Origin of the sequence: Rothia uropygioeca, from assembly GCF_004136585.1 — a bacterium.
Taxonomy (GTDB): Bacteria; Actinomycetota; Actinomycetes; order Actinomycetales; family Micrococcaceae; genus Rothia.
Genome location: NZ_NOIR01000002.1, coordinates 810,264 through 835,319 on the forward strand (window position 1 = coordinate 810,264; position 25,056 = coordinate 835,319).

Genomic DNA, 25,056 nt, shown 5'->3' on the forward strand with positions numbered 1-25,056 from the left:
AAAGCTCACGCGTTGTCCTCCCGCAGATAGATTCGATCGACTCGCGGCGAGATCCTCGTCACGATCTCGTAGTTGATGGTTCCGGCCGCAGTAGCCCACGCGTCGACCGACGGGTTCTCCCCTGATCCGAACAGCACGACCGGGGCGTGCAAGTATCCTAAGGCCGGATCCGACAGTCCCGGCCGTCCGAGATCCACGACCATCTGATCCATTGCAATGCGCCCGACTTCCGGGAAGGTTCTGGGTTCGGCCCCCGTCGGGTAGATGCGCACGGGGCCACCGGTCGCGATGCGAGGTATCCCGTCCGCATATCCAACGGGGATCAGGGCGAGCGTCGTCGGCTCGGTCGTGTTGTACCGCAATCCGTAGGAAACTCCCTGCCCAGCAGGGACCTCCTTGACCGAGCTGATGAAAGTCTGCAACGTCATGGCAGGCCTCAGCCCCCAGGCTTCCGGAGGTGTATCCGGGATCGGAGACAACCCATAGAGCGCAATCCCCACTCGAACGGCATCGGCCGTCATCCTGTTCCGGTCCCCGGTGGAATAGCGCTCAGCGGTCAGTGTGCCCGGGCTATTGGCGACGTGCGTCAACTCGGGGTTCAACCCGGCGTCGCGAGCTATGCGCACGGCCTCGTCGAACCGATCCAATTGGCCATCCGTCTCTGGCCGTTCCGGCTCGTCCGCGACGGCCAAATGCGAAAAGATTCCGACGACACGGATAAGTCCCTCGGACTCGAGTTCTGAGGCGCGGCCCACCAGCTCGGGCCAGTCATCGACTGTGCAACCGTTTCTTCCGAGTCCAGTATCGATCTTGAGGTGGATTTTCGCTGGGATTCCGGTGCGCGAGGCGGCGTCGCCAGCGGCTTCGAGGTCCCACCCGGAGACGCCGAGCTCGATGTCGTTTTCGAGCGCCGCGTCGAAATCGGTCACGTGCGTGTGGAGCCAGGCCAGCATGCGACCGTCAATGCCCTCCGCCCGCAGGTCGAGGGCTTCGCGGACGTGAACCAGGCCAAGAGCATCGGCACCGGCTTCAAGGGCGGTCCGCGCCACGGGAATCGCTCCGTGGCCGTAGGCATCGGCTTTGACAATCGCGATCAGTTTCGCAGGCGCCGCGATTTCCTTGATGCGCTCGACATTGGCCGCGATGGCCGTCAAATCGATCAAAGCGGCTCGTTCTGGCGGTGCTTGGCTTCCCCCGGGTGCGGGTCGGTCGCAGGACTTGGAGTTCGTGTGCGATGCGGACTCGTCCGGACCGCTGGATTCTTCTGCGGTTTGCATGCGGTTATTCTCTCACCTTCTCGACGATGCTCACTTCGAGGTTCTTCCGACAGCGGCACCAACTGCGTCATCGGCGGCGTGCCGGTGTGACGTATTGTTGAGCCCGTGTGGACTTCAGACGCGAGCGAACAGGAATCGGTACACCTCTTCAGCATGCACACTTCTCCTTTGGCCCAGCCAGGAGACGGACATGCGGGCGGCATGAACGTCTACATCGCGTATCTGTCACGGGCACTCGTCGCGCAAGGATTTGACGTTGAGGCTTTCACCTTGGCCACTGAGCCGTCGCAGGTTCCGAATAATCACGATTCCGATCCTTCCGTAGCGTCCGCGGCGTCCACGCAGGTTGTTCCCGGGTACGTGGTCCACACGATTTATCTTCCGGAGGCGCGCGCGGCTTCCAAGGAAGAGCTCGCGGATTTGACACAGCTTTTCGGTAAGGCCTGTGCGCGTTACGCCCAGAATCGTTCCCTGTCGCCTGACGTCGTTCACGCTCACTACTGGTTGTCCGGCGAAGCCGCTTTGGCCTACCGAGAAGCGTTAGGGGTCCGCGCCCCCTTCGTCCTCACGCTCCACACGACCGCTCTGGTCAAAAATGCGCACTCCGGCGACGGAGAACAGAAGGAGCCGGCCTCGCGGGCGACCGCCGAGCGCCGTCTCATCGGCCTCTCGGACGCCGTCGTCGTCAACACCCGCCACGAGGCCGAGCAGATGCTGAGTCTCTACAACGCCGCTGCTGATTCTCTTCACATTATTCCGCCGGGGGTGGACACCGATGTCTTCAAGCCTTCGGACGTTCCCGAAAATCGCTCGGAGCCACGCAACCCCGAATTCACGGTTCTCTTCGCCGGCCGCCCGCAGCCCCTCAAGGGACCGGAGATACTCATCGAGGCCGTCGCTCTCGCTGTCAAAGATGTGCCTTCCATACGTCTGGAAATCCGCGGCACCGCATCCGAGGAGTACATAGCTTCCCTTCGGAAACTTGCTCGGGACCGGGGCATTCTCGAGCGGTCCAATTTCATACCTGCGAGCGGCCGCGAAGAGCTAGCCGAGGCTTTCCGCCGATGCGATGCGGTAGCCTGCCCGTCTTCCTCCGAGACTTTCGGCCTCGTGGCCCTGGAAGCCCAGGCCTGTGGCGCCCCGGTTCTCGCTTCCGACGTGAGCGGATTGCGAGTCGCGCTGAACGGCGGGGAATCCGGGATTCTCGTGGGTAGCAGAACTCCGCGTGCGTGGGCACGCCAGATCGTCCGCGTGGCCGGCTCCCCCGCTCTCCAGGAACAGCTCGCCACGGCCGGCCTGCGCCATGCTCGCAGTTTGACCTGGGATGAAGCAGCCAGGAAGACGGGAAATCTGTATTCCGAACTTGTCCGCCCGACCGCCGCGCAAGCCATCCTGTAAATCCCGGACTACCCGCTCGACGAAGGAGAAACATGCCCACCCAGGACCTCAGCGCCTTGGCAGAACACTTGGAAAGAACGCATATCACCGGCGAAGTCGCGACGGCGCGGGAGATAAACCTCGCACACATCACGGGATTCCTGGAAGGCAACGAGCATCTCGAATTCGGCGTCGAGCCCAAACGAACCTGGACCTGGGACCAGGTCTTCGATCTCATGGTCAGGCGATGCGGTATCAATTCCGATCGTGACCATGTCGAAGGCCAAGACACCATCGGAACCGAGCTCTGCCTGAACGCTTTGAACCGCTATCGTCGCCGATTCTGGGAAGCGGTCAAGGCAGGCGACTCCATCCTGTTCGCGACCGGCCACCCCGCTGGGCTCTTCCCGATTTATCAGCACATGGCCGCCGCTGCCCGGTCCGATGGAGCGAATGTGATCGAAATTCGCGAGGGCATCCCCTTCAAGGGAGGAGACCTTCGTCAGATCAATGACGTTGTGATGTTCCAGCAATACGGTTCTCTGGCACATACCCATTACCCCGAGCCGATGCGACTGGTACTCGAACAGCTCCAAGACGGAGGAGGACGACCGGATTTCGTGGTCGCCGACCATGGGTGGGCCGGCGCCGCGGCGTCCGCAGGTATCCCGACCATTGGCATAGCGGATTACAACGATCCTGGCCTCTTCGTCTCGGAAGCGCAAGAAGAACTGGAAGTCTGCGTTCCGATGGACGACAACGTCTTACCGGGTTACTACTCGGCAGTAATCGACTACATACTTGCAGGGACAAGCAATTGACGCCGTAATTCGGTAGTATTGTTCCGTACTCTGCAGTAATATTCCGTCTGCCCTTGGCATTCTCGGCGGATTAACTGTTATTGGCTTGTTGCGGTAGGGGGACCCGCTGGCTATGACTACGTATCCGGGCTTGAGCGCGCCCAAAAAGACGACCGTCCAAAGAATGTCGTGGAACAACAAGGCCGTGAAGGCATTGTCCCTGACAGACGCCGCTGCGATAGCGATCGCCGTGCTCTCGGCTCAATTTCTACGATTCGGTCGGGACGGCTCCGAACTACTTCCGTTCAGGGGCAACGATTCCATCGCGTACGGAATCATCTCGTTCCTGTTGGGCACGACCTGGTGGATAGCGATGTGGCTGGGCGGGGCCAGGGATTCACGCATTCTCGGCGCGGGCAATGACGAATACCGGAAAGTCATCTCGTCCTCGTTGTGGGTATTCGCGGGAATTGCCATCCTCGCCTATGCGTGTAAGGCTCAGTTGGCTCGGGGGTACGTGCTGATTGCTGCGCCCCTGGGCATTGTTCTTCTTCTCGTTCTACGTCTGATGTTTCGTCGCTGGATAGTCCGTCGGCGTCACGACGGCGGTGCGTTAATTCGAGTTCTCATCATCGGTGACGCCGAGTCCACGGCTCATCTGGTCGGCACCATGGAGCGAGCAAGAAATTACGGATACGTTCCAGCAGGCGTTTATTTCGCGGGCCTTCCGGATGCCGAGAAATTGGCATCCCACGGCAACGTCCCAATTCTCGGATACAGTCCCAACCCGGTTAAGATCATGGAGGTTGTGCGAGAACATGCCATTGACGTGGTGGCCATGTCCACCGGCCATCTCATATGGCCCCGAAATATGCGCAAGCTGGGCTGGCTGCTCGCGGAGGAACGCGTCGGTTTGATGATGGCTCCCGCACTGACCGATATTGCGGGACCACGTTTTCACACCCAGCCCCTCAATGGTCTGCCCCTGATTCACGTATCGGCGCCGAGAATGGGTGGTCCAGCAGCATTCACCAAGAGGGCCTTGGACATCCTGGGAAGCGCTGCGGGGCTCTTGGTCCTCTCACCGTTACTGATGTGCTTGGCAGTGATGGTCAAAATCGATTCGCCGCACGGCCCCATCCTCTTCTCTCAGAAACGCGTCGGCCACCGGGGTCGGACCTTCTCAATGTTCAAATTTCGGTCCATGGTCCCTAACGCTGAAGAGCTCAAGGCGCAGCTCTTGGAGCAGAACCAAGGTCAGGGCGTCCTCTTCAAGATGGTCAACGACCCTCGAGTAACTCGCATGGGCAGGTTCATGCGCCGGTATTCGTTGGACGAACTCCCGCAATTGTGGAACGTGCTGATCGGCGACATGTCCCTGGTCGGCCCCCGGCCACCGCTGGACGATGAAGTCCAGAGATATGAGGAAGACGTTCATCGACGACTCCTGGTCAAACCGGGCATCACCGGTCTCTGGCAAGTATCAGGGCGCTCGAACCTGTCCTGGGAGGAATCGACGCGTTTGGACCTATATTACGTCGAGAACTGGTCGGTCATCGGGGACCTGATCGTCCTCTGTAAAACGGCCCGGGCCGTCGTGGGGAAAGACGGCGCCTACTGACCGGCCAACCGGCCCAGGGCCTCTGGAATCCTGGCAGCCGCAACCGTCGGCGGCACGGGCCCCGGGTACAGGGTGCTCATGGCCCGCTGCACCAGCAGCCCCGCGGCGGCTACGCGTCCCCAAGAATCGACGTCGCCAGAATCAGCGTCCCCGTTTTCCACGCGTGCGGCCAAAGCTGAGATTCCCGCCCCCAGGATTCCCGTCAAGGTGTCCCCCGATCCTGCCGTCGAGAGCCAGTTGCTATTTCCCGAATGCACCCACACCGTACTGGGCCCGGCGACGACCGTGGTGGCGCCTTTGAGCAAGATCGTTCCTCCGAGAACCTTCTGCGCGGTCCGGGCCCAGACGAGCGGCGATGCCTCGATGTGATCTCGCGATGGAAAACCATCCTCCGGGAAGTCCTCGCGAGGCCATCCCGACTGTTCAGCCGCTTCCGCGAGCTCGGAAGACCCTCGGGTCCTCAGACGCGAGAACCATTCCAGAGCCTGGGCCAGCTCCCCTGCGTGAGGGGTCATAAGAACGTGCGGCGACGCGCGAACGCCATCGGCCGCGTCCCTCGCGAGGATATCGATTGCGGCGGCGTCGGCAACCAACGGCAAGCCGGAATCGATGGCATCACGGATGTCATGCTCTCGGTCCGAGCCGGTTGCTCCCGAGCCAATCGCCCAGGCCTGAACGCGATGCGCCCCGACCGATTCAGTTCTTACGGCTTCAGGACACGAGACGGCAACGGTGCCGGCCAGGAACTCACCGCCGGTATAACGGACCATGCCGGTCCCCGCATTGATCGCCGCCCGGAGGCACATGAGTCCGGCGCCGGGGAATTCATCGCTCCCAACGACAGTACCCAGGACGCCCCGAGAGTATTTTTGATCGCCTTCGCGTGGCAAGGGCCAAGCGGCCGGGAAATCGCTGTTCTGCAGGACCTGAACCGTAGATTCAGGGAGGCTGTCGCTGATCCCCAAATCCAGCACCACGATCTTTCCGACCAGGCTTCGGGAGGGTGTGGCCACCAGCCCGGTCTTGGCTCCGATGAAAGTAATGGTGATATCCGCGGGAAGAACCGGGCCGAAGACTTGCCCTGTCGTGGCGTCCAGTCCCGAGGGGGCATCGCATGCGATGACCAAAGGCCGCTTCCGCGGGCCCGCTTCCGTTCCCCCTTTAGTTCTGGTCAACTCCGCAGTGATGCCCCGTACAACCTCCTGAGCCAGGCCCCGAAGACCGCCTCGGCCGCCTGTTCCCAGGATTCCGTCGACGATCAGGTCCGCATACCTCAGCTCCTCGAGAGCGACTCCGACGGCGTCGGCCGAGGGCATGCTGGAAAGACTGATGATGTTCCCGCCGGCGTCTTCAAAGGCGATGCGTCCTTGTTCATGACAATCGCCCTCGGTGAGAAGTGCCGTGACTTTCATGCCTTCCGACCGCAGAAAAGCTCCGGCGAAGAGCGCGTCCCCGCCATTATTGCCCTTGCCGACGAGCAAAAGTCCGTGCTTTCCGAAGACCGTCCCGGTGCGCTCGGCCAGTAGTCGGGCCGCGGTCTCCCCCAGACCGTGGGACGCGCGTTCCATGAGCGGTACCCCGGCGTCTACGTGCGGCTTCTCGGTCTCTTGGATTTGACGTGCCGTGTATGTTTTCAGCCCCATGTGATCTCCTCGAGTCGCTGCGCTACGGTAAGTTCTTCCCCGCTCAAGCGTTCCGCAATCACGCTGGCCATGGCCACCCCGCCGTCATGGGTTATACTCACGTGCCAGCGGTTGATGCCGAGCCGCTCCGCGGTTTCCTGGATGGTCCCGGTTACCACGAGCCGGGGCGCACCATACCGGTTCTTCTCGATCCAGCAATGTCTCCAGATCATTCCTGGGGGTGCGTGCAGCGCCTTGGCCACCGCTTCCCGGACGGCAAAACGCCCGGCCAGCGAGCGCGCTGGGAGCTCCCGTTCTTCTTCCGTGAAAAGTCTTTCACGCAATCGAGGAGTACGCCCGAGTATCTGGGCGAATCGATCGATATCAACGACGTCCACTCCGGTTCCCATGATCAACGCCAAGCTCCTTTTCCCGCCATCCGGATAAGCCCGGATGCCCGAAGATACACGAAACGCCCGCCACACGGGTGCAGCGGGCGCCTTCGCGAGGTCATTACTCGACCGTCACCGACTTTGCGAGGTTACGCGGCTGATCGACGTCGTAGCCCTTGGCTCCGGCAAGTGAGCTGGCGAAAATCTGCAACGGCACAGTGGCCAGCAGAGGCTGCATCAGGCTGGGCGCCTGGGGTACGTAGATGATGTGGTTGGCATATTGCTTGACATCTTCGTCGCCTTCTTCAGCGATCACGATGGTGATGGCACCGCGGGCGCGGATCTCCTGGATATTGGAGACCACCTTGGCATGCAGGGAATCGCGTCCCCGAGGAGAGGGAACGATGACAAAGACCGGTTGCCCTTCCTCGATCAGGGCGATCGGGCCGTGCTTCAACTCTCCCGCGGCGAATCCTTCGGCATGGATGTACGCGATTTCCTTGAGTTTAAGCGCGCCCTCGAGTGCGACGGGGAATCCGACGTGTCGTCCCAGGAAGAGGACAGATGAGGCATCCTTCATCTGGATGCCCAGGTCTTGGACCTGCTTTTCGCCGTCGATAACCTGTTGGACCTTCTCGGGCATATTCTGCAATTCGTCGAGGATCTCCACGACCTCATCCGAGTACATGTTGCCGCGCAATTGGGCAAGATAAAGGCCCAAGAGGTAAGCCGCGGTGATCTGCGCAAGGAAGGCCTTGGTCGAAGCGACCGCGATCTCCGGACCTGCGTGGGTGTACAGCGAGGCATCCGATTCACGAGGAATGGAAGATCCGTTGGTGTTGCAAATAGCGATGACCTTGGCTCCCTGCTCGCGTGCGTGACGAATGGCCATGAGCGTGTCCATCGTCTCGCCCGACTGCGAGAGCGCAACGACAAGAGTCTTCTCGTTGACGATCGGATCCCGGTATCGGAACTCATGAGCGAGTTCGACCTCGGTAGGGATACGGCACCAGTGTTCGATCGCGTACCGTGCAACATGACCAGCGTATGCCGCGGTTCCGCAAGCGATCACGACGATCTTGTCCACGGACCGGAGCACAGCCTCGTCGATATGGAGTTCATCAAGGGTCAAGCGGCCCTTTTCGTCCAAGCGACCCAGCAGGGTGTCGCGAACAGCGGCGGGCTGATCGTGAATTTCCTTGGCCATGAAGGACGAGAAACCGCCCTTCTCAGCCTGCGTGGCATCCCATTTGACCTCAAAAGGCTTGCCTTCTGCCGGGTTGCCGTCGAAGTCGGTGATCTCGTAGCTGGCGGCGGTGACGGTCACGATCTGGTCGTTGCCCATTTCCACGGCCTGCTTGGTGTAATCGATGAAACCCGATACATCCGAGCCCAAGAAATTCTCGTTCTTGCCCAGGCCGATAACCAGCGGGGAATTGCGCCGAGCGGCGACGATCCGGTCTTCGTGGTCCTGGTGGACGGCCAACAGGGTGAACGCCCCGTCGAGCCGACGGCAAGTCATGCGCATAGCCGTCGTGAGATCGCCTTCGGCATCATTGTTGTAGTAATCGGCCAGAAGGGTGGCGGCGACCTCCGTGTCCGTTTCCGACACGAAGTCATAGCCCTTGCCGACCAGCTCCGAACGGAGCTCGGAGAAGTTTTCGATGATGCCGTTGTGGACTACGGCCAAACGACCGTGGTCGACGACATGCGGATGCGCGTTCGCGTCCGTGGGCCCACCGTGGGTTGCCCAGCGGGTATGCCCGATACCGAGCATGGCTTCAGGGAGCGGATTGGATTCCAGCTCCGCGTCCAGGGCGGCGACTTTGCCCGCCTTCTTGCGGTAGTCGACCCGATTTCCCGAGACGACGGCCACACCGGCTGAGTCGTATCCGCGGTACTCAAGCCGGCGAAGCCCCTCGAGAACAACGTCGAGCGCATAGTACTGACGTTCGGCCGAGCCGGGCTCGCCTACATATCCAACGATTCCACACATGTGCTCAGCTTATCCCAAGCCAAGGCGTGCTTTCTTCCTTCCTACCCGTGATGTGGAACGCGGCCCCGGTCCTGATGCAGGAACGGGGCCGCGGTGCGCTATTCGCTGCCCCCGGTCACGCCTGCGAGAAAGCCTCGGACAGCGCCGTGAACAGCGGGTGAGACGGTTCGATGCCGGTCAGTTCGGCAACCAACGAATCCGTGGCCGAACGGTTACCGCGCGCGTCGGCCAACCGGCGACGCAGTTCAACGGATTCAGGGTCCTCGGGAACGTCGAATGCAAGGGCCGCGCCGATCGCCGAGACCAGTGCCTCAGCGGAATGACCGTTTTCGGCAAGCTCCGCGGCCGGTCCGACGAAGCGCTCGTTTCGAGAGATTTTGCGCAGCGGCGCGCGACCGACTCTCTCAACCGTGTCCGGCAGGTACGGATTCGTGAACCGTGTCAGGATCTTGTCCACATAGGACTGTTGCACCTCGGGCGCGAATCCGAACTTCTCGACGAGCAACAGCTTGGTCTCCGCCAACACGGACTCGACTTTGGCACGCACGTCAGTATCCTCCAGAGCGTCAGAGATCTTGGAGATTCCCGCTCCATAGCCAAAGTAGGCGGTCGCGGCGTGCCCCGTGTTGACAGTGAAGAGCTTGCGCGTGATGTACGGGGCCAGGTCCTCCACCCAGGTGACTCCCGGAATGTCTGGGGTCCGTCCATCGAACGGAACCGAGTTCACGGCCCATTCGTGATAAGTCTCCACGGTGACATCGAGTCCTTGACCGGGTGCTTGATTCGGCACGATACGGTCGACCGCGGTATTTGCGAAAATAGCGACGTCGTCCGCCTGCGGATAGACCTCTCGAATCGCCTCGGCGAGACCGTCGGTCGCGTTGATCGCGTTCTCGCATGCCATCACGGCTACCTTGCCCTCGCCCGATTCGGCGCGTGCCCGGAGGCCTTTGGCGATGGCGGGGGCGATGATCTTGAGGACCGTGGGGCCGACTGCCGTCGTGACGATATCCGCGGTGCGGATGTGCTCGATCAATGCGTCCGGGTCATCAGCAGAGTTGACTCCGGAAAAATTGGTCACCTCAATATCGCGGGGTTCGTTGCCGACCTCGTGAACGGTGTAAGACTGCTGGGCGTTGAGTGAATCGATCAGCGGTTGGGCTACATCCGCGAAGACCAATTCGTAGCCGGCCTCGTGGAGCAGGACGCCGACGAATCCGCGCCCGATGTTTCCGGCGCCGAAATGCAAGGCTTTCATGCGTTGACCTTTCCGAAGATCTCAAGGATCTCCTCAGGTGTCTGGGCGGCCTCGAGCTGGGCCACCGATTCTTTGTTCGAGAAGATCTTTGCAATTTTCTGCAACAAATTCAGGTGCTGGCCACCGGCACCTGCGATGCCGATGACAAACCGTGCCTGTTTGCCGTTCCAGTCGACTCCGTCGTCGTAACGAACAAAGGACATGGCCGAGGAGTGAATCGCCGATTTCGCTTCGTTGGTGCCGTGGGGAATAGCGAGACCGTTGCCCATGAACGTCGAAACCGAGCCTTCGCGCGCGTGCATCGAGTCAATGTACGAGGCATCGACTTTGCCCGTATCCACGAGCAGATTGCCCGCCTCGTCGATCGCCGTGTCTCGACTCGTGGCCGCACCGCCCAGAACGATCGAGGAAACGCCCAGGATTTCCTGGTCGCTTCCGTCCTGACTGGGCGCGTCGGTGGGCGTCGACGTCACCCCGGCTGCCGTTGACCCTGCTGAATCCGCGGCCGGTTCTTCGTTCGGCCCGCCTTCTCGCTGTTCCCGGATCAGCTCGACGATTTCGTCGTATCTCGGCGAACTCATGAAATTGTCCACGGTGACGTGTGCAGCCGACGGGGTCGGAGCCGCCGCGCGATCGGCCAGATCCTCGTGGCTGACCAGGAGGTCGAACTCATCCTGCAGGGAATTGATCGCTTTGTTGACCACGGTGATGTCGTTGCCGTATCCGGCGTCCTTGATCTTGTTGCGCAGCACGGAAGCGCCCATGGCGGATGAGCCCATACCGGCGTCGCAGGCGAAAACGATCGATCGGATCGTCGTGTTCTTGCTCTGGTCTCCCGCGAGAGTACCGGCCACAGAGGACTTCTTGCCCTTCATGCGCTCCATGTCGGATGTGGCCTTGGCCAGGTCATCTTCGCCCTGTTTCGAGGCCTTGAGAATCACCGAGGCGATCACCAGAGAAACGATCGTTGCTGTGACCCACCCGAAGGTCACGCCCAGCATCGCGTTCGGCGGCGCATTGACGTAGAGGAAGATCAACGAGCCCGGGGCCGCTGGTGAGCGCAGGCCCGCGTTGAACAGGAGTTCCACGAAGACCCCTGACATTCCGCCGAAGATGGTCGCGATCAACAGCTGCGGCTTCATCAGAACGTAAGGGAAGTAAATCTCGTGAATGCCGCCGAGCGCGTGAATCAGAGCGGCTGCGGGGGCCGACGCACGCGCGCTCCCGCGACCGAAGATGATGTACGCGAGGAGAACCCCCAGGCCGGGACCTGGGTTTGATTCCAGGAGAAACAGGATCGATTTGCCCTGCTGCAGCGCCTGATCCGTGCCGAGAGGAGTCAGGATTCCGTGGTTGATCGCATTGTTCAGGAACAGGACCTTGGCCGGCTCGATCAAGATCGATGCGAGAGGCAGCAGACGCATGTCGATGAGCCACTGAACTGCTACACCCGCAACATTCATCAGCAGGTGCATGATCGGGGCCAACCAGAACATCGAAGCGATCGAGAGGCCCGCGCCGATGATGCCCGAGGAGAAGTTGTTGACCAACATCTCGAACCCGGGTTTGATCCGGCCCTCCATGAACTGGTCGAACTTCTTGACGATCCATGCTGACAAGGGGCCCATGATCATGGCTCCCAGGAACATCGGGGAGCCGGGGCTGTCCCCGATGAAGACTGGGCTCGAGGTAGCCAGGATGACGCCCATGGTAGCCACTGCGCCGACGACGCCGCCTCGGACGTCGTGAATCAGCTTGCCGCCCGTGTACGCGATGAGGATGGGCAGCAGATAGGTGACCATGGGACCCAGTGCGGCATTGATGTATTCATTGGCGAACGGCCCCTGACCTCCTTGTGGGTCTTCCGACCAGAGGAACAGAGCCGTGAGCAGACCCCAGGCAATGAATGCGCCGATGTTCGGCATGATCATGGAGGAGAGGAAAGTTCCGAATTTCTGCACGCGCACGCGCGCGCCGACCTTCTTCTTCTCGCTGGAAGCGGTAGATGTGGTAGACACGATGACTCCAGGTTCAGGGGGATCACGTTCTCCGAACCGGGGTCAGAACCCAGGACCAAACGAGGATCCGGGGCCACGTGGCCGAGAAAGTGAAAACGACAAAACCGGTGACCGACGAAGACATCCGCGGGCCCGGCTTGGCTGTATCCTATCCGGTTCGCCCGAGCCGAAGATACTCTCACCCCAGAGGGGTCCTGCTGAAATGGATTCGGAATAGTCGGCAAGCAGCCGTAGACTTTTTTCAATGAGCCAAGCGACGGCATTATCACGCACTTCTCCGTTCGTGTCGCTCGACCGGGAAACCTGGTCGCGCCTATCGGACGAAATCGATGTGCCACTCTCATCAGAAGAAATCGAAAGACTCCGTGGACTCGGCGAGACCCTCGATGTCGAGGAAGTCCGCCAGGTTTACCTTCCCCTCTCGAGATTGCTCAACCTGTATGCCAATTCGGTCGGGGACCTGAACCAAAAGACGAACCAGTTCCTTCACGAGGATCATCAGCGCACGCCCTTCGTGATCGGCGTGGCCGGTTCCGTGGCCGCTGGCAAGTCCACGACCGCCCGTTTGTTGCGAGCCCTGATGAGCCGTTGGCCCACCACCCCCAACGTTCAGCTGGTCACTACGGACGGATTCTTGTACCCCAATGCGGAGCTCGAAGCCAGAGGCCTGATGCAGCGCAAAGGGTTCCCCGAATCCTACGACCGACGAGCTATTCTCCGCTTCGTTTCGGAGATCAAGTCGGGCGCACCCGTTGTCACCGCCCCCAAATATTCGCATTTGACCTACGACATCCTCGAAAACGATGAGACGGTGGTTACTCGCCCGGACGTTCTCATTGTCGAGGGGCTAAACGTTCTGGCCCCGGCACAGTTGCGCCCCGACGACAAAGCCGCATTGGCATTGAGCGATTTCTTCGATTTTTCAATTTATGTGGATGCACGCACCAGCGATATCGAGCAATGGTACGTCGACCGTTTCCTCAAACTTCGAAGTTCTGCATTCGCCGATCCCGAGTCGTATTTCCGCAAATACGCGAATCTCTCGGACGAGGAAGCGAAGAGCACGGCTTTGGACATCTGGCGGCGCATCAACGAGCCGAATCTGCTGCACAACGTCAGACCAACCCGAGGACGAGCCAAACTCATCCTTTCCAAAGACGCTGACCATTCGACTCGACGGGTACTCCTTCGGAAGAACTGAAGACATTTCGTACCCATAGGTACGGAATATGAGTGGCAGAACTCACCCGGGGTTTTCTAACACCGCAATTGCAAAGCTACGCAAAATTCGCCCCCTATGGGTGATTCTTTGGATAGTATGTCCGCATGATTAAAGGATTCAAAGAATTTATCATGCAAGGCAATGTCATCGACCTTGCGGTCGGTGTCATCATCGGTAGTGCATTCAGCACCGTCATCAACGCTCTCGTCGAGTCAGTTATTATGCCGGCCATCTCAATGCTGGTCGGCTCCCCCAACTTCGATGATTTCCTGGTCTTCGGCCAGGTCAAGGTCGGCGTGTTCTTGACCGCCGTCGTCAACTTCCTGCTCATCGCCGCGGCCCTCTACTTCTGCATCGTCATGCCGATCAACACCATGAACGCTCGCCGTGCCCGCAGGCTCGGTTTGGAAGAAGAAGACGACACCGAGCCTGAGGTCGCGTTGCTCACCGAGATCCGTGACGCCCTGATTTCCAACAAGAACGTCACGGGCGCATCCTCGTACATGGATCCCGAAGCCAACAAGAACTGACACCGTACGGCTCGTTCCTCCACGAGCAGGAAGGCCCCGCACCATTCGGTGCGGGGCCTTCCTGCTCGTGGAGATGTATTGGAGCGTCAGCGGCTACAGGGCCAGCTCTTTCGCCACGACGTCGGCCAAACGGCTCGCATGGTGATCGACCGATTCCTGGTCGGGGCCTTCGACCATCACCCGAACCAGGGGTTCGGTGCCGGAGGGTCTGAGCAACACGCGGCCGTCCTTGCCGAGTTCCCTCTCTACCGAGGCGACTGCACGCTGCACGGCATCATTCGAATCTGCGGCCGCCTTGTCCACGTTGGGAACATTGATCATCGTCTGCGGAGCACGCTCGAACCGGTGCGACAAGGTGGACAGGGTCAGGCCGGTCCGGCTCACCTCGGCGGCCAGATGCAGACCGGTCAGGATACCGTCTCCGGTCGTCGCGTAATCGCTCATGATCACGTGTCCGGACTGCTCGCCGCCCAAATTGTAACCGTACTGGTTCATCGCCTCGAGGACGTATCGGTCCCCCACCTTGGTGCGAAGCATCGTCACGCCTTCGGACGCGAGGTACTGCTCCATCCCGAGGTTGGTCATAACGGTAGCGACCAGGGTGTTGTCTTTGAGTTTTCCGGCGTCGCGTCGTGCAAGCGCCAAAACCGACATGATGGTGTCACCGTCCACGATCTCGCCGCGTTCGTCGACGGCGAGGCAGCGGTCCGCGTCGCCGTCGTGGGCGATCCCCAGATCGGCGCCCAGCTCCTTGACCTTGGCTTGGAGACCTTCAAGATGGGTTGAGCCCACGCCGTCATTAATGTTTGTACCGTTAGGTTCGGCGGCCACCACATGGACCTTCGCCCCCGCAATGCGGAAGGCGTCCGGTGAACATCCAGAGGCAGCACCGTTGGCGCAATCGAGGACAATGCTCAGCCCGTCCAGGGATAGTCGACCGGGCAAGGTGGACAGCAGGTGGGTGACGTATCGGTCCTCGGCGTCGGAGAACCGGGAGATCTTGCCTACCTGCCCACCGTCGGGGAAACGGAAATCCTGCGATTTGAACAATGCCTCGATCTTGTCCTCCACGGCGTCCGGAAGCTTCTTCCCGCCACGGGCAAGGAACTTGATGCCGTTGTCGTAGAAAGGATTGTGAGAGGCAGAAATCATCACACCAAAATCCGCGTCCAGATCCGCTACCAAATACGCTGCGGCCGGAGTCGGCAGCATCCCGGCGTCGTATACGTCCACTCCCGAAGAAGCCAACCCAGCCATGATCGCAGCCCCGATGAATTCACCGCTGACGCGGGAATCATGCGCTATGACTGCTTTGGGGCGTTCACTTCCGGGAACCTGATCGAATCCGAGTACGACAGCGGCCGCCTGCGCCAATTCCAAAGAGGAGCGTGCACTCATCTGTTCACTGTTGGCACGAGCTCGAACACCGTCGGTTCCAAATAATCTAGACATCGAAAATCATTCTACGCATGTCAGTCGGCGTCCTCCGACTTGACCACCGGAAACCCATCTCGGTTGTTCTGTTCCTCGGCCTCGAAGACGTCGGAAGCCGGCCCCACAATCAGCGGATCGGGCTGGCCGACGACGCTGTGATCCTTATTCGGGTACTCGAACTGGGACAGGACGTACCGCATGGCTTCCAAGCGGGCCCTCTTCTTGTCGTTGGACTTCACGATGGTCCAAGGAGCATCACCCGTATTCGTGTAGAAGAACATCGCTTCCTTCGCCTCTGTGTAGTCGTCCCATTTGTCGAGGGAAGCGAGATCAGTGGGAGAGAGCTTCCACTGCCGTACCGGGTCCGTGCGTCGCGCCTCGAACCGTGCGACCTGCTCGGCTCGGGTGACCGAGAACCAGAACTTGATCAACTTGATCCCGGAGTTGACGAGCATCCGCTCGAGTTCCGGAGTCTGGCGCATGAATTCGTAATACTGGTGCGGCGTGCAGTAGCCCATGACCCTCTCGACGCCGGCACGGTTGTACCAGGAGCGGTCCATCATCACGATTTCGCCGCCCGAAGGAAGATGCTGGATGTAACGCTGGAAGTACCATTGGGTTTGTTCGATCTCGGTCGGTTTCTCCAAGGCCACGACCCGGGACCCCCGTGGATTCAAATGCTCGGTGAACCGTTTGATCGAACCGCCTTTGCCCGCGGCGTCACGCCCTTCGAAAATGAGCAGGATCTTCTGACCTGTCTCCTTGACCCACAGTTGCAGCTTGAGGAGTTCGATCTGCAGTGCGCGTTTGGTCTTGTCATATTCTTTGCGCTTGAGCTTCTCATCGTAGGGATACCCGATCTTCCAGACTTCCGAGGTCGAATGTTCCTGGTGCAACCGGTGCTGGAGCGAGGCGATCTCGTCCAATTCTGCGGCATAGTCCTCAGTCACGGAGACCCGGCGTTCCTGTTTTTTGAGCGCTTCGGTCACGGCAGGCGTCGCTTCCTTGCCGGCCCCACGGGCCTTGGTCCCCCGGACGGTGATCTGTTCGGCCGCTTGGCGGCTTTTTGCCGATGCTTGTCCCGAGCTTTTCCGGCTTGCGCTTTGTTCTCCGGACGGCTCGGAGGTGTTCTTGCGTTGGGTGTGCGTCATTGAACATCTTTCCTTTCCCCAGTGCGGACAACCTCTATTTTATGCGCTGCTCGCGGACAACCGGGGCGCATCGAAAACGCAAAAACCCCTCACCGTCCCGAACGGACGATGAGGGGTTTTCGAGCAGTTTCGGAGCGGTTTAGCGCTTGGAGAACTGCGAAGCCTTGCGGGCCTTCTTGAGACCGGCCTTCTTGCGCTCGATGACGCGGGCGTCACGAGTCAAGAAACCAGCCTTCTTGAGGGCCGCACGATTGTTCTCGAGATCAATCTCGTTCAGCGCACGGGCCACGCCGAGACGCATTGCCCCGGCCTGGCCGGACGGGCCACCACCGTGAACGCGGGCTATGACGTCGTATGCACCTTCGAGCTCGAGGAGCTTGAACGGATCGTTGACTTCCTGCTGGTGCAGCTTATTCGGGAAGTAGACCTCGAGCGGGCGACCGTTGACGGTCCACTGTCCCGAACCCGGGATCACGCGGACGCGGGCGATAGCCTGCTTGCGGCGGCCAACTGCAGCCCCGGAAACGGTGAGAGCCGGACGCTCGGTCACAGTGGCTTCGGCGACTGGCTCGGTGGACTCGGAGGTGTAGCTGGTGACTTCCTCGCCCTCGGTATTAATCTGGTCTTCAGTATTCTGAGCCACGATTTCTCCTTGTAGTTGTCTTCGTAGGCCCGATTACTGGGCGATCTGGCCGAACTCGTAGGTCTTGGGCTGCTGAGCAGCATGGGGGTGCTCGGCACCCGCATAAACCTTGAGCTTCTTGATTTGCTCGGCCGCGAGCTTGTTCTTGGGCAGCATGCCCTTGACAGCCTTCTCGACAGCCTTGGTCGGGTTCTTCGCCAACAACTCGGTGTAGGAAACGGACCGCAGGCCACCCGGGTAACCGGTGTGGCGGAATGCACGCTTCTTCTCGAGCTTGGCGCCGGTCAGAGCAACCTTCTCAGCGTTGATGATGATGACGAAGTCACCGGTGTCCACGTTAGGAGCAAAGGTCGGCTTGTGCTTGCCGCGCAGCAGTGTTGCGGACTGGCTGGCAAGGCGACCCAGGACAACGTCGGTGGCGTCGATGACATGCCACTGGCGATCGATGTCGCCGGGCTTCGGAGTGTACGTACGCACGTTAATTTGCCTTCGTGTCGGAATTACTTCATTGGCGCTAGTTGGGTGTCACGCCAGATCAGGTGCGCTCGAAGGGGTCTGGGTGAGGGCCAGACAACATCCGTTCCGTCCCGAAGTCTCGCCGCCAAGGTCATCCCTGTGCCCTGCAACTGGGCGAATGAACCGGGCGCATGAACCGAGGTGGGACACGCACAACAGCTAGTAACTATACCGGAGTATTCTGGCTTAATCCACAGGTAAGAGAAAGTCCTCCGCGATATCCCCCACATCGGCCTCCGATGGCCGGCCCGCTCAGTGATCCGCCTCCCTCCTGGCTCGGGTCTGCTCCGCGCGCGTCGCCCAGTCGGCGGGATCCGAGGGATACGTGATCGATTCCAGAACCAGACCCTCCGGAGGAGCAAGGCGAACGCTGGAGTCCCGAACCGGCACGGCAATTCTGGAATCCAACCACGCAAGGTCTCTCTTGCCTTCGGCGACCGAAACACACGAACCGATGATGGACCGGACCATGTTGTGGCAAAAAGCATCTGCACGGATACGAGCTTCGATGAGGCCGCCTACAGTGCGCTCGAATCGAACCGACTTCAGGTCACGAATCGTGGTCGCACCCGGACGAGGTTTGCAAAACGACAAGAAGTCGTGCAGTCCCAGCAGACGCTCGCCCGCCCTGTTCAACGTGTCAACATCCAAGGCAGACCTGGTCCAATACGATGTTGTCCGATTCAAGGGCCCCTGGCGCTCGAGCCCGTCCGCGATCCTGTAGACGTAGGAACGTGACATTGCCGAGAAGCGAGCGTCAAAACCCGCCGGAACCAGTGCGGCTGATCGAATCACGATCGAGCCCGTAGCGGCACCGCGGGAGCCGGGCCTCAAGGGAGGCGCAACCGAGGACAGGAGCCGGGCCAGGGCACCGTTCATTTTCCGGACAAACGATTCGCCGGGAGTACCCGGCGCGGCGTCGCTCCCCTTACGGGCGCGCCCTCTCAACCGGTTCCAGACATCCGACGGAAGATCGAAGTGGACCACTTGGTGGTCCGCGTGCACTCCAGCGTCGGTGCGACCGGCCACCGTATAGCGGACGTCCTGGCGAAGAACGAGGCGCGCTGCTTCTTCGAGGCACCCCTCGATGGTCACGAGACCGGGCTGCTTGGCCCAACCGGAAAATGGCGCACCGTCATAACAGAGGTCCACGCGAACCCGCACGCTGGTGCCTTCCGGAACCGCGCCCATGCCCAGATCCCCGACCACGCTTTCGCCTCCGACCGACCCGGGGGCCGGACAAACCATCGGGTCTGGGGAATTGAGCCGATTCGACGATACGACAATGTCCTTCTGACTCATGACGTGTCCTCCGCTTCTCCGGACAATTACAGGGATACCAAGAACAAAGCCCCGCCCACCGCAATGGTGGACGGGGCCTCAATCATCGCGCAACGCAGCGCAGAAGGGATCCTTACTCGGAAACCTTCTGAGCGGCAGCGCCACCGGCCGGTGCGTAACCGGCAGCGATAGCGGATTCTGCGGTGTCGAACCAGATCTCGGCGCGAGTGCTGGAGTACCAGCGCGAACCGGGAACATGGTACTTCATGGAATCGCGGTTGCCCTTGACTTCGAAGCCCTCGGGGGCTTCGCCGGACTCGAGCGGAGCGTGCGAACCTGCGGGCAGGTCCGAAGCCGGAGCCTCGGGCGCTGCGGCTTCCTCGGCTACCGGCTCAGCGGCCGGTGCCTCGGTGGTCGCGGCGGAATCCGCCTGGTTGGCGGAAGCCGCGGCGTTGGCCGCCTGGGTTGCTTCGTCAACAACAGCCTTCGACGCTACGGGCTCCATCACGAGCTCGATCACAGCCATGGGCGCGTTGTCCCCTGAACGCGAGCCGATCTTGGTAATGCGGGTGTATCCACCGGGGCGCTCGGCCATGGCCGGAGCGATCGTGGTGAACAGCTCGTGGACGACCGACTTGTCCGTCAACGAGCGCATGACGCGACGACGAGCCGCGAGATCCCCACGCTTGGCGAAAGTGATCAAACGCTCTGCCACCGGGCGAAGACGCTTGGCCTTGGTCACGGTGGTCGTGATGCGCTTGTGCTCGAAGAGCTGCTGGGACATGTTGGCCAGAATGAGGCGCTGGTGTGAGGGGCTACCGCCGAGGCGCGGCCCCTTTGTGGGAGTAGGCATATGAGTTTCTCTCCATTGGTCATGGTTCCCGCGAACTCACATCGCGAGGACCAAAGATTGGTGTGAACTGTGGTCGGCTCGTCGCCGTCCGAGGGATTAGAAGGACTCTTCCTCGTCGACCTCTTCGTCCTCGGCCGCGCGAGCCGCCAGATCGAAGCCTGCGGGCGAATCCTTGAGGGACATCCCCAACTCAGCCAGCTTGTCCTTGACCTCGTCGATCGACTTGGCACCGAAGTTCCGAATGTCCATCAGATCCGCCTCGGAGCGCGTCACGAGTTCACCCACAGTATGGATTCCCTCACGCTTGAGGCAGTTGTACGAACGCACGGACATGTCGAGGTCCTCGATGGGCAGGGCCATATCAGCGGCCATGGACTCGTCGGCCGGAGAAGGTCCTACCTCGATGCCCTCTGCTTCGGTGTTCAGTTCCCGAGCGAGCCCGAAGAGCTCGACCAAGGTGCTGCCTGCAGAGGCAACCGCGTCGCGCGGAGCGATGGCTTCCTTGGTTTCGATATCGAGCACGAGGCTGTCGAAGTCGGTACGCTGCTCAACACGAGTCGCCGCAACGCGGAAAGTGACCTTGAGAACCGGGGAGTAGATCGAGTCGACCGGAATACGGCCGATCTCGGACTCTCCGGCGCCGGCCTTGTTCTGCGAGGCAGAAACGTAGCCGCGGCCACGCTCGATCGTCAGTTCGGCGTTGAAACTTCCCTTGGCGTTGAGGGTTGCGATACGGAGCTCCGGGTTGTGGATCTCCACACCGGCCGGAACCTCGATATCGCCAGCGGTCAGCTCGCCAGGGCCCTGCTTGCGCAGGTAAGCAACGACGGGCTCGTCATTCTCGGACGAAACCGAAAGCTTCTTGATGTTCAGGATGATCTCGGTGACATCTTCTTTCACGCCGTCCACGGTGGAGAACTCGTGCAGCACACCGTCAATACGGATACTGGTCACGGCGGCACCGGGAATGGAGGACAGAAGCGTGCGACGCAAGGAATTACCCAGCGTGTAGCCGAATCCGGGTTCGAGGGGCGAGATCGTGAAGCGCGAGCGGTTATCCTCGACGACTTCTTCACTCAGGGTAGGGCGCTGTGCAATGAGCACTGATGTTTCCTTTCAGCGAGCATCCGCTATATGACGCAACACAGGTTGGGGAAAACAAGGGATAAGGGGCCGCGGTTGCGGCACCCGGATGTCTCGTGGCCGGAGCTACGAGACCCCAGGCTTGCGGCTCCCGAACAAGGGATACACCAGCCTGGCGGACGGCAACGTCTGGATCAGACGCGGCGGCGCTTCGGGGGACGGCAACCGTTGTGCGCGCTCGGGGTCACATCAGAGATGGAACCTACCTCAAGGCCGGTGGCCTGGAGCGAGCGGATAGCGGTTTCGCGACCCGAACCCGGACCCTTGACGAACACGTCAACCTTGCGAACACCGTGCTCCTGAGCGCGCTTTGCGGCGGACTCAGCAGCCATCTGCGCGGCGTACGGCGTCGACTTGCGCGAACCCTTGAAGCCCATTTCACCGGCGGAAGACCAGGAAATCACGGCACCCGAGGGATCGGTGATCGATACGATGGTGTTGTTGAATGTGGACTTGATGTGCGCCTGACCGGCGGCAATATTCTTTTTATCCTTGCGGCGGGGCTTACGAGCGGCCGCAGCACGAGTCTTTGGGGGCATTAAAAACTTCTCCTACGCGAAAGGGTGATTACTTCTTCTTACCGGCGACCGTGCGCTTCGGACCCTTACGGGTACGAGCATTGGTCTTGGTGCGCTGGCCGTGTACGGGAAGGCCGCGGCGGTGGCGGAGTCCCTGGTAGCTACCGATTTCAACCTTGCGGCGGATGTCGGCGGCCACCTCGCGGCGGAGGTCGCCCTCAACCTTCAAGTTGCCTTCGATGTAGTCACGCAGCTGAACGAGCTGGGCGTCGGAGAGGTCCTTGACGCGGATGTCCGGGCTGATGCCGGTGGCGGTCAGGGCCTCGAGGGCACGGGTCTTACCCACGCCGTAGATGTACGTGAGAGCAATTTCCACGCGCTTTTCGCGGGGAAGATCTACTCCTGCGAGACGAGCCATAGTGGCGGTTCTCCTTGTAGTTGATCCAGAGGTTTACAGCATCACTGCCCGAGTTTCCCCGGTCTCCGGCCTCTGTATCCGGAGGTATCCCACTGATGGGGTGCGGTGCCTTGTATTAGATGCCGGCGGTAACCGGCTGCATCAGAAGGCTATTAGCCCTGACGCTGCTTATGGCGCGGGTTACTGCAGATAACCATGACCACGCCATGACGGCGGATCACTTTGCAGCTATCGCAGATGGGCTTCACGCTCGGCTGAACCTTCATCGCATTCCTTTGCGTTGTTGCAACTTGTAGTTGTTACGAGACCCGACACGCAGTCGAATCCCATGCACGCAGACAGGCACCACCCGTCTGGGCGGTGCCCTTCACCCTCCGCACGAGGCGGAGATGAGATCTACTTGTAGCGGTAGACGATGCGACCACGTGAGAGATCGTACGGAGAGAGTTCAACAACCACGCGATCCTCGGGGAGGATTCGAATGTAGTGCTGACGCATCTTTCCGGAGATGTGTGCAAGAACCTTGTGACCGTTGTCCAGCTCAACGCGGAACATTGCGTTGGGCAGGGCTTCCACCACAGAGCCCTCAATCTCGATTACGCCGTCTTTCTTGGCCATATCCTCCGCTAACGTCGGTGCCTCACGCGCTGTGCGAGAGGCAATTGAATGATTCTTTCTGCCATCACACCACCAAAAATGTGCGCGCGCACGGCAGACACAACCAACAGACAAGTGTACGCCATACTTTGCTGTATGTTAACCCAGCGACCGGCCAGGAACCATTGTGACTTCCCTCGCCGGGATATTTTCACTCCGACCGAAGGTCAGAAGTCCACGATGCCGGTGCAGCAGTAGCAGTAGCGTGCATAGGTTCCGCCCCGACGGCTCGCAGCCATGACGCGAGGGCCATCAACTCCCCTAGCTCGCTGCCGCCAGCTGGCCGCACGCCCCGTCGATGTCGGATCCGCGAGTGTCCCGGACCGTGGTCGGGATGCCGTGTGCCCTAAGACGCTCGACGAAGTTCTGCTCGACGCCGGGGCGCGAGGCGGTCCACTTGGAGCCGGGTGTCGGGTTGAGCGGGATGGGATTGACGTGGACCCAGCCCCGGCCCCTCTGTGCCAGCTTCTTGCCCAGCAAGTCGGCGCGCCAGCCTTGATCGTTGATGTCCCGGATGAGCGCGTACTCGATCGAGACACGACGTCCGGTCTGACGGTAGTAGTCATACGCAGCGTCGAGGGTCTCGTCGACCTTCCACCGGTTATTGATCGGGATGAGCTCGTCCCTGAGCTCGTCGTCCGGGGCGTGGAGGGACAGAGCCAAGGTAACCGGCAGGTTCTCTTGAGTGAACTTGTACATCCCAGGAACCAAGCCAACCGTCGACATTGTGATCCCTCGAGCCGAGATCCCTAAACCTTCCGGCGATGGGTCGATCAGTCGATGTACGGCGCCCAGCGAGGACTTGTAATTTGCGAGGGCCTCGCCCATGCCCATGAAGACGATGTTCGAGATACGCAAGGGCTTGGTTTCTTCTGGACCGTCCTCGGCGTTTTCCAGCCCCTTCATCGTCTTGACCATGCGCGCGCCCGCTACCACTTGTTCCACAATTTCCGCAGTGGAAAGGTTCCGAGTCAGGCCTGCCTGACCGGTCGCGCAAAAGGGACAGTTCATACCGCAACCGGCCTGCGAGGAGATGCACATGGTCACGCGGTTGGAATACCGCATGATCACGGATTCCACCAGAGCACCGTCGAAAAGACGGTGCACCAGTTTAAGGGTGTCTCCACCATCGGCTTCCAAGGTGTTCACCGTGGTCAGCAGCTTCGGCATCGCGTCGGCAACCATCTGCTCACGGGACGCCACCGGAAGGTCCGTCATGTCCTGGGGGTCCGTGACCAAACGCTCGAAATAGTGCTTGGACAGCTGTGAAGCCCGGAACGGCCGGTGACCGAGTTCTTGGAGAAATTCTTTACGCCCCGCGAGATCCATATCCGCGATGTGGCGCGGCGGTTTGGCCCGTCGGGGAGCTTTGAGCAAGATTTTGCCGGGCTCGGGCCGGGAGGTGATCTCCACGGGGGTCGAAGTCTCGGATGACACGGTAGTGCCCCTTTTCCTGTGTGCGGCGTGTGTGGTGCTTAGTCGGGAATCGGGGCCACTGAGACCCCCAGGGCGGCCAGTTCTTCAGCACCGCCGTCTTCAGCGGTCAGAACCCAGATGCCGTCCCGATGAAATGCCACCGAGTGTTCCCATTGGCTCGCATGGGAGCCGTCGGTAGTCTTGACCGTCCAGTCGTCGTCCAAGATCACGGTCTCCGTCGATCCTGTCACAAGCATCGGTTCGATCGCCAGGGCCATGCCTGACTTGAGCCTGGGACCTGAGTCACGAGTGCGGTAATTCGGAACGTCGGGGGCCATGTGCATTTCGGTTCCGATTCCGTGGCCCACGTAGTCCTCGACAATCCCGTAGGTCCCGCCCGATTCCTTGCGGATGAAGTCCTCGATGGCAGCGCCGATCTCCCCCACTCGCCCAGCTGTGGCCGCGGCGGCGATGCCGTGCCACATCGCGGCTCGGGTCATTTCTGACAGCTCGTGGTCCTGCCTGGTCGCGGTCCCGACCAATACGGTGCGCGCAGAGTCCCCGTGCCATCCGTCGACGATTGCGCCGCCGTCGATCGAGATGATGTCCCCGTCGCGCAACGGTTCATCGTTGGGAATGCCGTGGACGACGATGTCATTGGGAGAAGCGCAGATAGTTGCTGGAAACCCGTAGTAACCGAGGAAGTTCGACGTCGCGTGATTTTCCGTGAGCACTTCGCGGAAAGTTTGGTCCAATTGTGCCGTTGTGACGCCGGGGGCAGTCGCTGCGACGGCGGCGTCGAGCGCTCGTGAGGTCACGACGCCGGCACGCGCCATCGCACGGAGCTGCTGGTTGGTCTTGTACTCGATTTTGCGTCGGCCGAACATCCGGGCACTTCCTCATCACGTTTTGT

General features: G+C 60.7%; 24 protein-coding genes. 5 read left to right on the plus strand and 19 right to left on the minus strand.

The window, feature by feature from the left end:
- Nucleotides 1-5: 5 nt before the first annotated feature.
- Nucleotides 6-1,277: an alanine racemase gene (gene alr, locus EWR20_RS07910; RefSeq protein WP_129360056.1), complete on the minus strand. Its 1,272-nt coding sequence runs from the start codon at nucleotides 1,275-1,277 to the stop codon at nucleotides 6-8.
- Between the two features lie 105 nt (nucleotides 1,278-1,382).
- Here alr and EWR20_RS07915 point away from each other — a divergent pair, with 105 nt between their 5' ends.
- From EWR20_RS07915 to EWR20_RS07925, 3 genes are all read left to right on the plus strand, one after another.
- The gene (locus tag EWR20_RS07915; RefSeq protein WP_129360057.1) at nucleotides 1,383-2,675 is read left to right on the plus strand and encodes a glycosyltransferase; all 1,293 of its coding nucleotides are present in this window, start codon (nucleotides 1,383-1,385) and stop codon (nucleotides 2,673-2,675) included.
- Between the two features lie 32 nt (nucleotides 2,676-2,707).
- On the plus strand, nucleotides 2,708-3,475 hold the full coding sequence (locus EWR20_RS07920) for a phosphatase (RefSeq protein WP_129360058.1): 768 nt from the start codon (nucleotides 2,708-2,710) through the stop codon (nucleotides 3,473-3,475).
- A gap of 112 nt (nucleotides 3,476-3,587) precedes the next feature.
- A complete protein-coding gene (locus tag EWR20_RS07925; protein ID WP_129360059.1) occupies nucleotides 3,588-5,075 on the plus strand; it encodes a sugar transferase in 1,488 nt (495 codons plus the stop codon).
- Here the strand turns inward: EWR20_RS07925 and EWR20_RS07930 are convergent.
- From EWR20_RS07930 to EWR20_RS07950, 5 genes are all read right to left on the minus strand, one after another.
- Nucleotides 5,069-6,718 carry a bifunctional ADP-dependent NAD(P)H-hydrate dehydratase/NAD(P)H-hydrate epimerase gene (locus tag EWR20_RS07930; RefSeq protein ID WP_129360060.1) on the minus strand — a complete coding sequence of 550 codons (1,650 nt, stop codon included), beginning with the start codon at nucleotides 6,716-6,718 and terminating at the stop codon, nucleotides 5,069-5,071. The two genes, EWR20_RS07925 and EWR20_RS07930, sit on opposite strands and share 7 nt — an antisense overlap.
- Complete coding sequence (locus EWR20_RS07935; protein WP_129360061.1) at nucleotides 6,709-7,113, minus strand: holo-ACP synthase; 405 nt, start codon at nucleotides 7,111-7,113, stop codon at nucleotides 6,709-6,711. Before EWR20_RS07935 ends, EWR20_RS07930 begins: the two co-directional genes overlap by 10 nt.
- A 97-nt stretch (nucleotides 7,114-7,210) precedes the next feature.
- On the minus strand, nucleotides 7,211-9,085 hold the full coding sequence (gene glmS, locus EWR20_RS07940; RefSeq protein ID WP_129360062.1) for a glutamine--fructose-6-phosphate transaminase (isomerizing): 1,875 nt from the start codon (nucleotides 9,083-9,085) through the stop codon (nucleotides 7,211-7,213).
- Nucleotides 9,086-9,200: 115 nt separating this feature from the next.
- The gene (locus EWR20_RS07945) at nucleotides 9,201-10,343 is read right to left on the minus strand and encodes a mannitol-1-phosphate 5-dehydrogenase (protein ID WP_129360063.1); all 1,143 of its coding nucleotides are present in this window, start codon (nucleotides 10,341-10,343) and stop codon (nucleotides 9,201-9,203) included.
- Complete coding sequence (locus tag EWR20_RS07950) at nucleotides 10,340-12,361, minus strand: PTS mannitol transporter subunit IICBA (protein ID WP_129360064.1); 2,022 nt, start codon at nucleotides 12,359-12,361, stop codon at nucleotides 10,340-10,342. The genes EWR20_RS07945 and EWR20_RS07950 overlap by 4 nt, the downstream gene beginning before the upstream one ends.
- Nucleotides 12,362-12,605: 244 nt before the next feature.
- Here EWR20_RS07950 and coaA point away from each other — a divergent pair, with 244 nt between their 5' ends.
- Together coaA and mscL are read left to right on the plus strand one after the other, a co-directional pair.
- Complete coding sequence (gene coaA, locus EWR20_RS07955) at nucleotides 12,606-13,562, plus strand: type I pantothenate kinase (RefSeq protein WP_129360065.1); 957 nt, start codon at nucleotides 12,606-12,608, stop codon at nucleotides 13,560-13,562.
- A 125-nt stretch (nucleotides 13,563-13,687) separates the two neighbouring features.
- Nucleotides 13,688-14,113, plus strand: a complete 426-nt coding sequence (gene mscL, locus EWR20_RS07960; RefSeq protein ID WP_129360066.1) for a large conductance mechanosensitive channel protein MscL — start codon at nucleotides 13,688-13,690, stop codon at nucleotides 14,111-14,113.
- Nucleotides 14,114-14,206: 93 nt separating this feature from the next.
- Here the strand turns inward: mscL and glmM are convergent, their stop codons facing one another.
- The 13 genes from glmM to map all read right to left on the minus strand — a co-directional run bounded on the left by glmM (nucleotide 14,207) and on the right by map (nucleotide 25,030).
- Nucleotides 14,207-15,565: a phosphoglucosamine mutase gene (glmM, locus tag EWR20_RS07965; RefSeq protein ID WP_129360067.1), complete on the minus strand. Its 1,359-nt coding sequence runs from the start codon at nucleotides 15,563-15,565 to the stop codon at nucleotides 14,207-14,209.
- Nucleotides 15,566-15,585: 20 nt separating this feature from the next.
- Nucleotides 15,586-16,698 carry a polyphosphate kinase 2 gene (ppk2, locus tag EWR20_RS07970; RefSeq protein ID WP_129360068.1) on the minus strand — a complete coding sequence of 371 codons (1,113 nt, stop codon included), beginning with the start codon at nucleotides 16,696-16,698 and terminating at the stop codon, nucleotides 15,586-15,588.
- Between the two features lie 139 nt (nucleotides 16,699-16,837).
- Complete coding sequence (rpsI, locus tag EWR20_RS07975) at nucleotides 16,838-17,341, minus strand: 30S ribosomal protein S9 (RefSeq protein ID WP_129360069.1); 504 nt, start codon at nucleotides 17,339-17,341, stop codon at nucleotides 16,838-16,840.
- A gap of 33 nt (nucleotides 17,342-17,374) precedes the next feature.
- Complete coding sequence (gene rplM / locus EWR20_RS07980; protein WP_129360070.1) at nucleotides 17,375-17,818, minus strand: 50S ribosomal protein L13; 444 nt, start codon at nucleotides 17,816-17,818, stop codon at nucleotides 17,375-17,377.
- Between the two features lie 291 nt (nucleotides 17,819-18,109).
- Nucleotides 18,110-19,159 (minus strand): tRNA pseudouridine synthase A, encoded by a 1,050-nt coding sequence (locus tag EWR20_RS07985; RefSeq protein WP_238147641.1) that lies wholly within the window; start codon nucleotides 19,157-19,159, stop codon nucleotides 18,110-18,112.
- Nucleotides 19,160-19,271: 112 nt separating this feature from the next.
- Complete coding sequence (gene rplQ / locus EWR20_RS07990) at nucleotides 19,272-19,991, minus strand: 50S ribosomal protein L17, sunset domain variant (protein WP_129360071.1); 720 nt, start codon at nucleotides 19,989-19,991, stop codon at nucleotides 19,272-19,274.
- A gap of 96 nt (nucleotides 19,992-20,087) precedes the next feature.
- A complete protein-coding gene (locus EWR20_RS07995) occupies nucleotides 20,088-21,095 on the minus strand; it encodes a DNA-directed RNA polymerase subunit alpha (protein WP_129360072.1) in 1,008 nt (335 codons plus the stop codon).
- Nucleotides 21,096-21,268: 173 nt separating this feature from the next.
- Nucleotides 21,269-21,673 (minus strand): 30S ribosomal protein S11, encoded by a 405-nt coding sequence (rpsK, locus tag EWR20_RS08000; RefSeq protein ID WP_129360073.1) that lies wholly within the window; start codon nucleotides 21,671-21,673, stop codon nucleotides 21,269-21,271.
- A 28-nt stretch (nucleotides 21,674-21,701) separates the two neighbouring features.
- On the minus strand, nucleotides 21,702-22,070 hold the full coding sequence (gene rpsM, locus EWR20_RS08005) for a 30S ribosomal protein S13 (protein WP_129360074.1): 369 nt from the start codon (nucleotides 22,068-22,070) through the stop codon (nucleotides 21,702-21,704).
- A gap of 152 nt (nucleotides 22,071-22,222) precedes the next feature.
- Nucleotides 22,223-22,336: a 50S ribosomal protein L36 gene (gene rpmJ / locus EWR20_RS08010; RefSeq protein ID WP_030014999.1), complete on the minus strand. Its 114-nt coding sequence runs from the start codon at nucleotides 22,334-22,336 to the stop codon at nucleotides 22,223-22,225.
- 130 nt (nucleotides 22,337-22,466) lie between these two features.
- Nucleotides 22,467-22,688, minus strand: coding sequence for a translation initiation factor IF-1 (gene infA, locus EWR20_RS08015; RefSeq protein ID WP_005505018.1), 222 nt, complete (start codon nucleotides 22,686-22,688; stop codon nucleotides 22,467-22,469).
- Nucleotides 22,689-22,988: 300 nt separating this feature from the next.
- Nucleotides 22,989-24,164, minus strand: coding sequence for a 23S rRNA (adenine(2503)-C(2))-methyltransferase RlmN (rlmN, locus tag EWR20_RS08020; RefSeq protein ID WP_129360075.1), 1,176 nt, complete (start codon nucleotides 24,162-24,164; stop codon nucleotides 22,989-22,991).
- Nucleotides 24,165-24,202: 38 nt separating this feature from the next.
- Nucleotides 24,203-25,030: a type I methionyl aminopeptidase gene (gene map / locus EWR20_RS08025; RefSeq protein WP_129360076.1), complete on the minus strand. Its 828-nt coding sequence runs from the start codon at nucleotides 25,028-25,030 to the stop codon at nucleotides 24,203-24,205.
- Nucleotides 25,031-25,056 lie beyond the last annotated feature (26 nt).

Excerpts from the sequence above, each read along its gene's own strand:
- alr (WP_129360056.1), bottom strand. The coding sequence starts at position 1,277 with ATGCAAACCGCAGAAGAATCCAGCGGTCCGGACGAGTCCGCATCGCAC.
- EWR20_RS07920 (WP_129360058.1), top strand. The coding sequence starts at position 2,708 with ATGCCCACCCAGGACCTCAGCGCCTTGGCAGAACACTTGGAAAGAACG.
- EWR20_RS07925 (WP_129360059.1), top strand. The coding sequence starts at position 3,588 with ATGACTACGTATCCGGGCTTGAGCGCGCCCAAAAAGACGACCGTCCAA.
- EWR20_RS07930 (WP_129360060.1), bottom strand. The coding sequence starts at position 6,718 with ATGGGGCTGAAAACATACACGGCACGTCAAATCCAAGAGACCGAGAAG.
- glmS (WP_129360062.1), bottom strand. The coding sequence starts at position 9,085 with ATGTGTGGAATCGTTGGATATGTAGGCGAGCCCGGCTCGGCCGAACGT.
- EWR20_RS07945 (WP_129360063.1), bottom strand. The coding sequence starts at position 10,343 with ATGAAAGCCTTGCATTTCGGCGCCGGAAACATCGGGCGCGGATTCGTC.
- coaA (WP_129360065.1), top strand. The coding sequence starts at position 12,606 with ATGAGCCAAGCGACGGCATTATCACGCACTTCTCCGTTCGTGTCGCTC.
- mscL (WP_129360066.1), top strand. The coding sequence starts at position 13,688 with ATGATTAAAGGATTCAAAGAATTTATCATGCAAGGCAATGTCATCGAC.
- glmM (WP_129360067.1), bottom strand. The coding sequence starts at position 15,565 with ATGTCTAGATTATTTGGAACCGACGGTGTTCGAGCTCGTGCCAACAGT.
- ppk2 (WP_129360068.1), bottom strand. The coding sequence starts at position 16,698 with ATGACGCACACCCAACGCAAGAACACCTCCGAGCCGTCCGGAGAACAA.
- EWR20_RS07985 (WP_238147641.1), bottom strand. The coding sequence starts at position 19,159 with ATGAGTCAGAAGGACATTGTCGTATCGTCGAATCGGCTCAATTCCCCA.
- rplQ (WP_129360071.1), bottom strand. The coding sequence starts at position 19,991 with ATGCCTACTCCCACAAAGGGGCCGCGCCTCGGCGGTAGCCCCTCACAC.
- rpsK (WP_129360073.1), bottom strand. The coding sequence starts at position 21,673 with ATGCCCCCAAAGACTCGTGCTGCGGCCGCTCGTAAGCCCCGCCGCAAG.
- rpsM (WP_129360074.1), bottom strand. The coding sequence starts at position 22,070 with ATGGCTCGTCTCGCAGGAGTAGATCTTCCCCGCGAAAAGCGCGTGGAA.
- rpmJ (WP_030014999.1), bottom strand. The coding sequence starts at position 22,336 with ATGAAGGTTCAGCCGAGCGTGAAGCCCATCTGCGATAGCTGCAAAGTG.
- infA (WP_005505018.1), bottom strand. The coding sequence starts at position 22,688 with ATGGCCAAGAAAGACGGCGTAATCGAGATTGAGGGCTCTGTGGTGGAA.
- map (WP_129360076.1), bottom strand. The coding sequence starts at position 25,030 with ATGTTCGGCCGACGCAAAATCGAGTACAAGACCAACCAGCAGCTCCGT.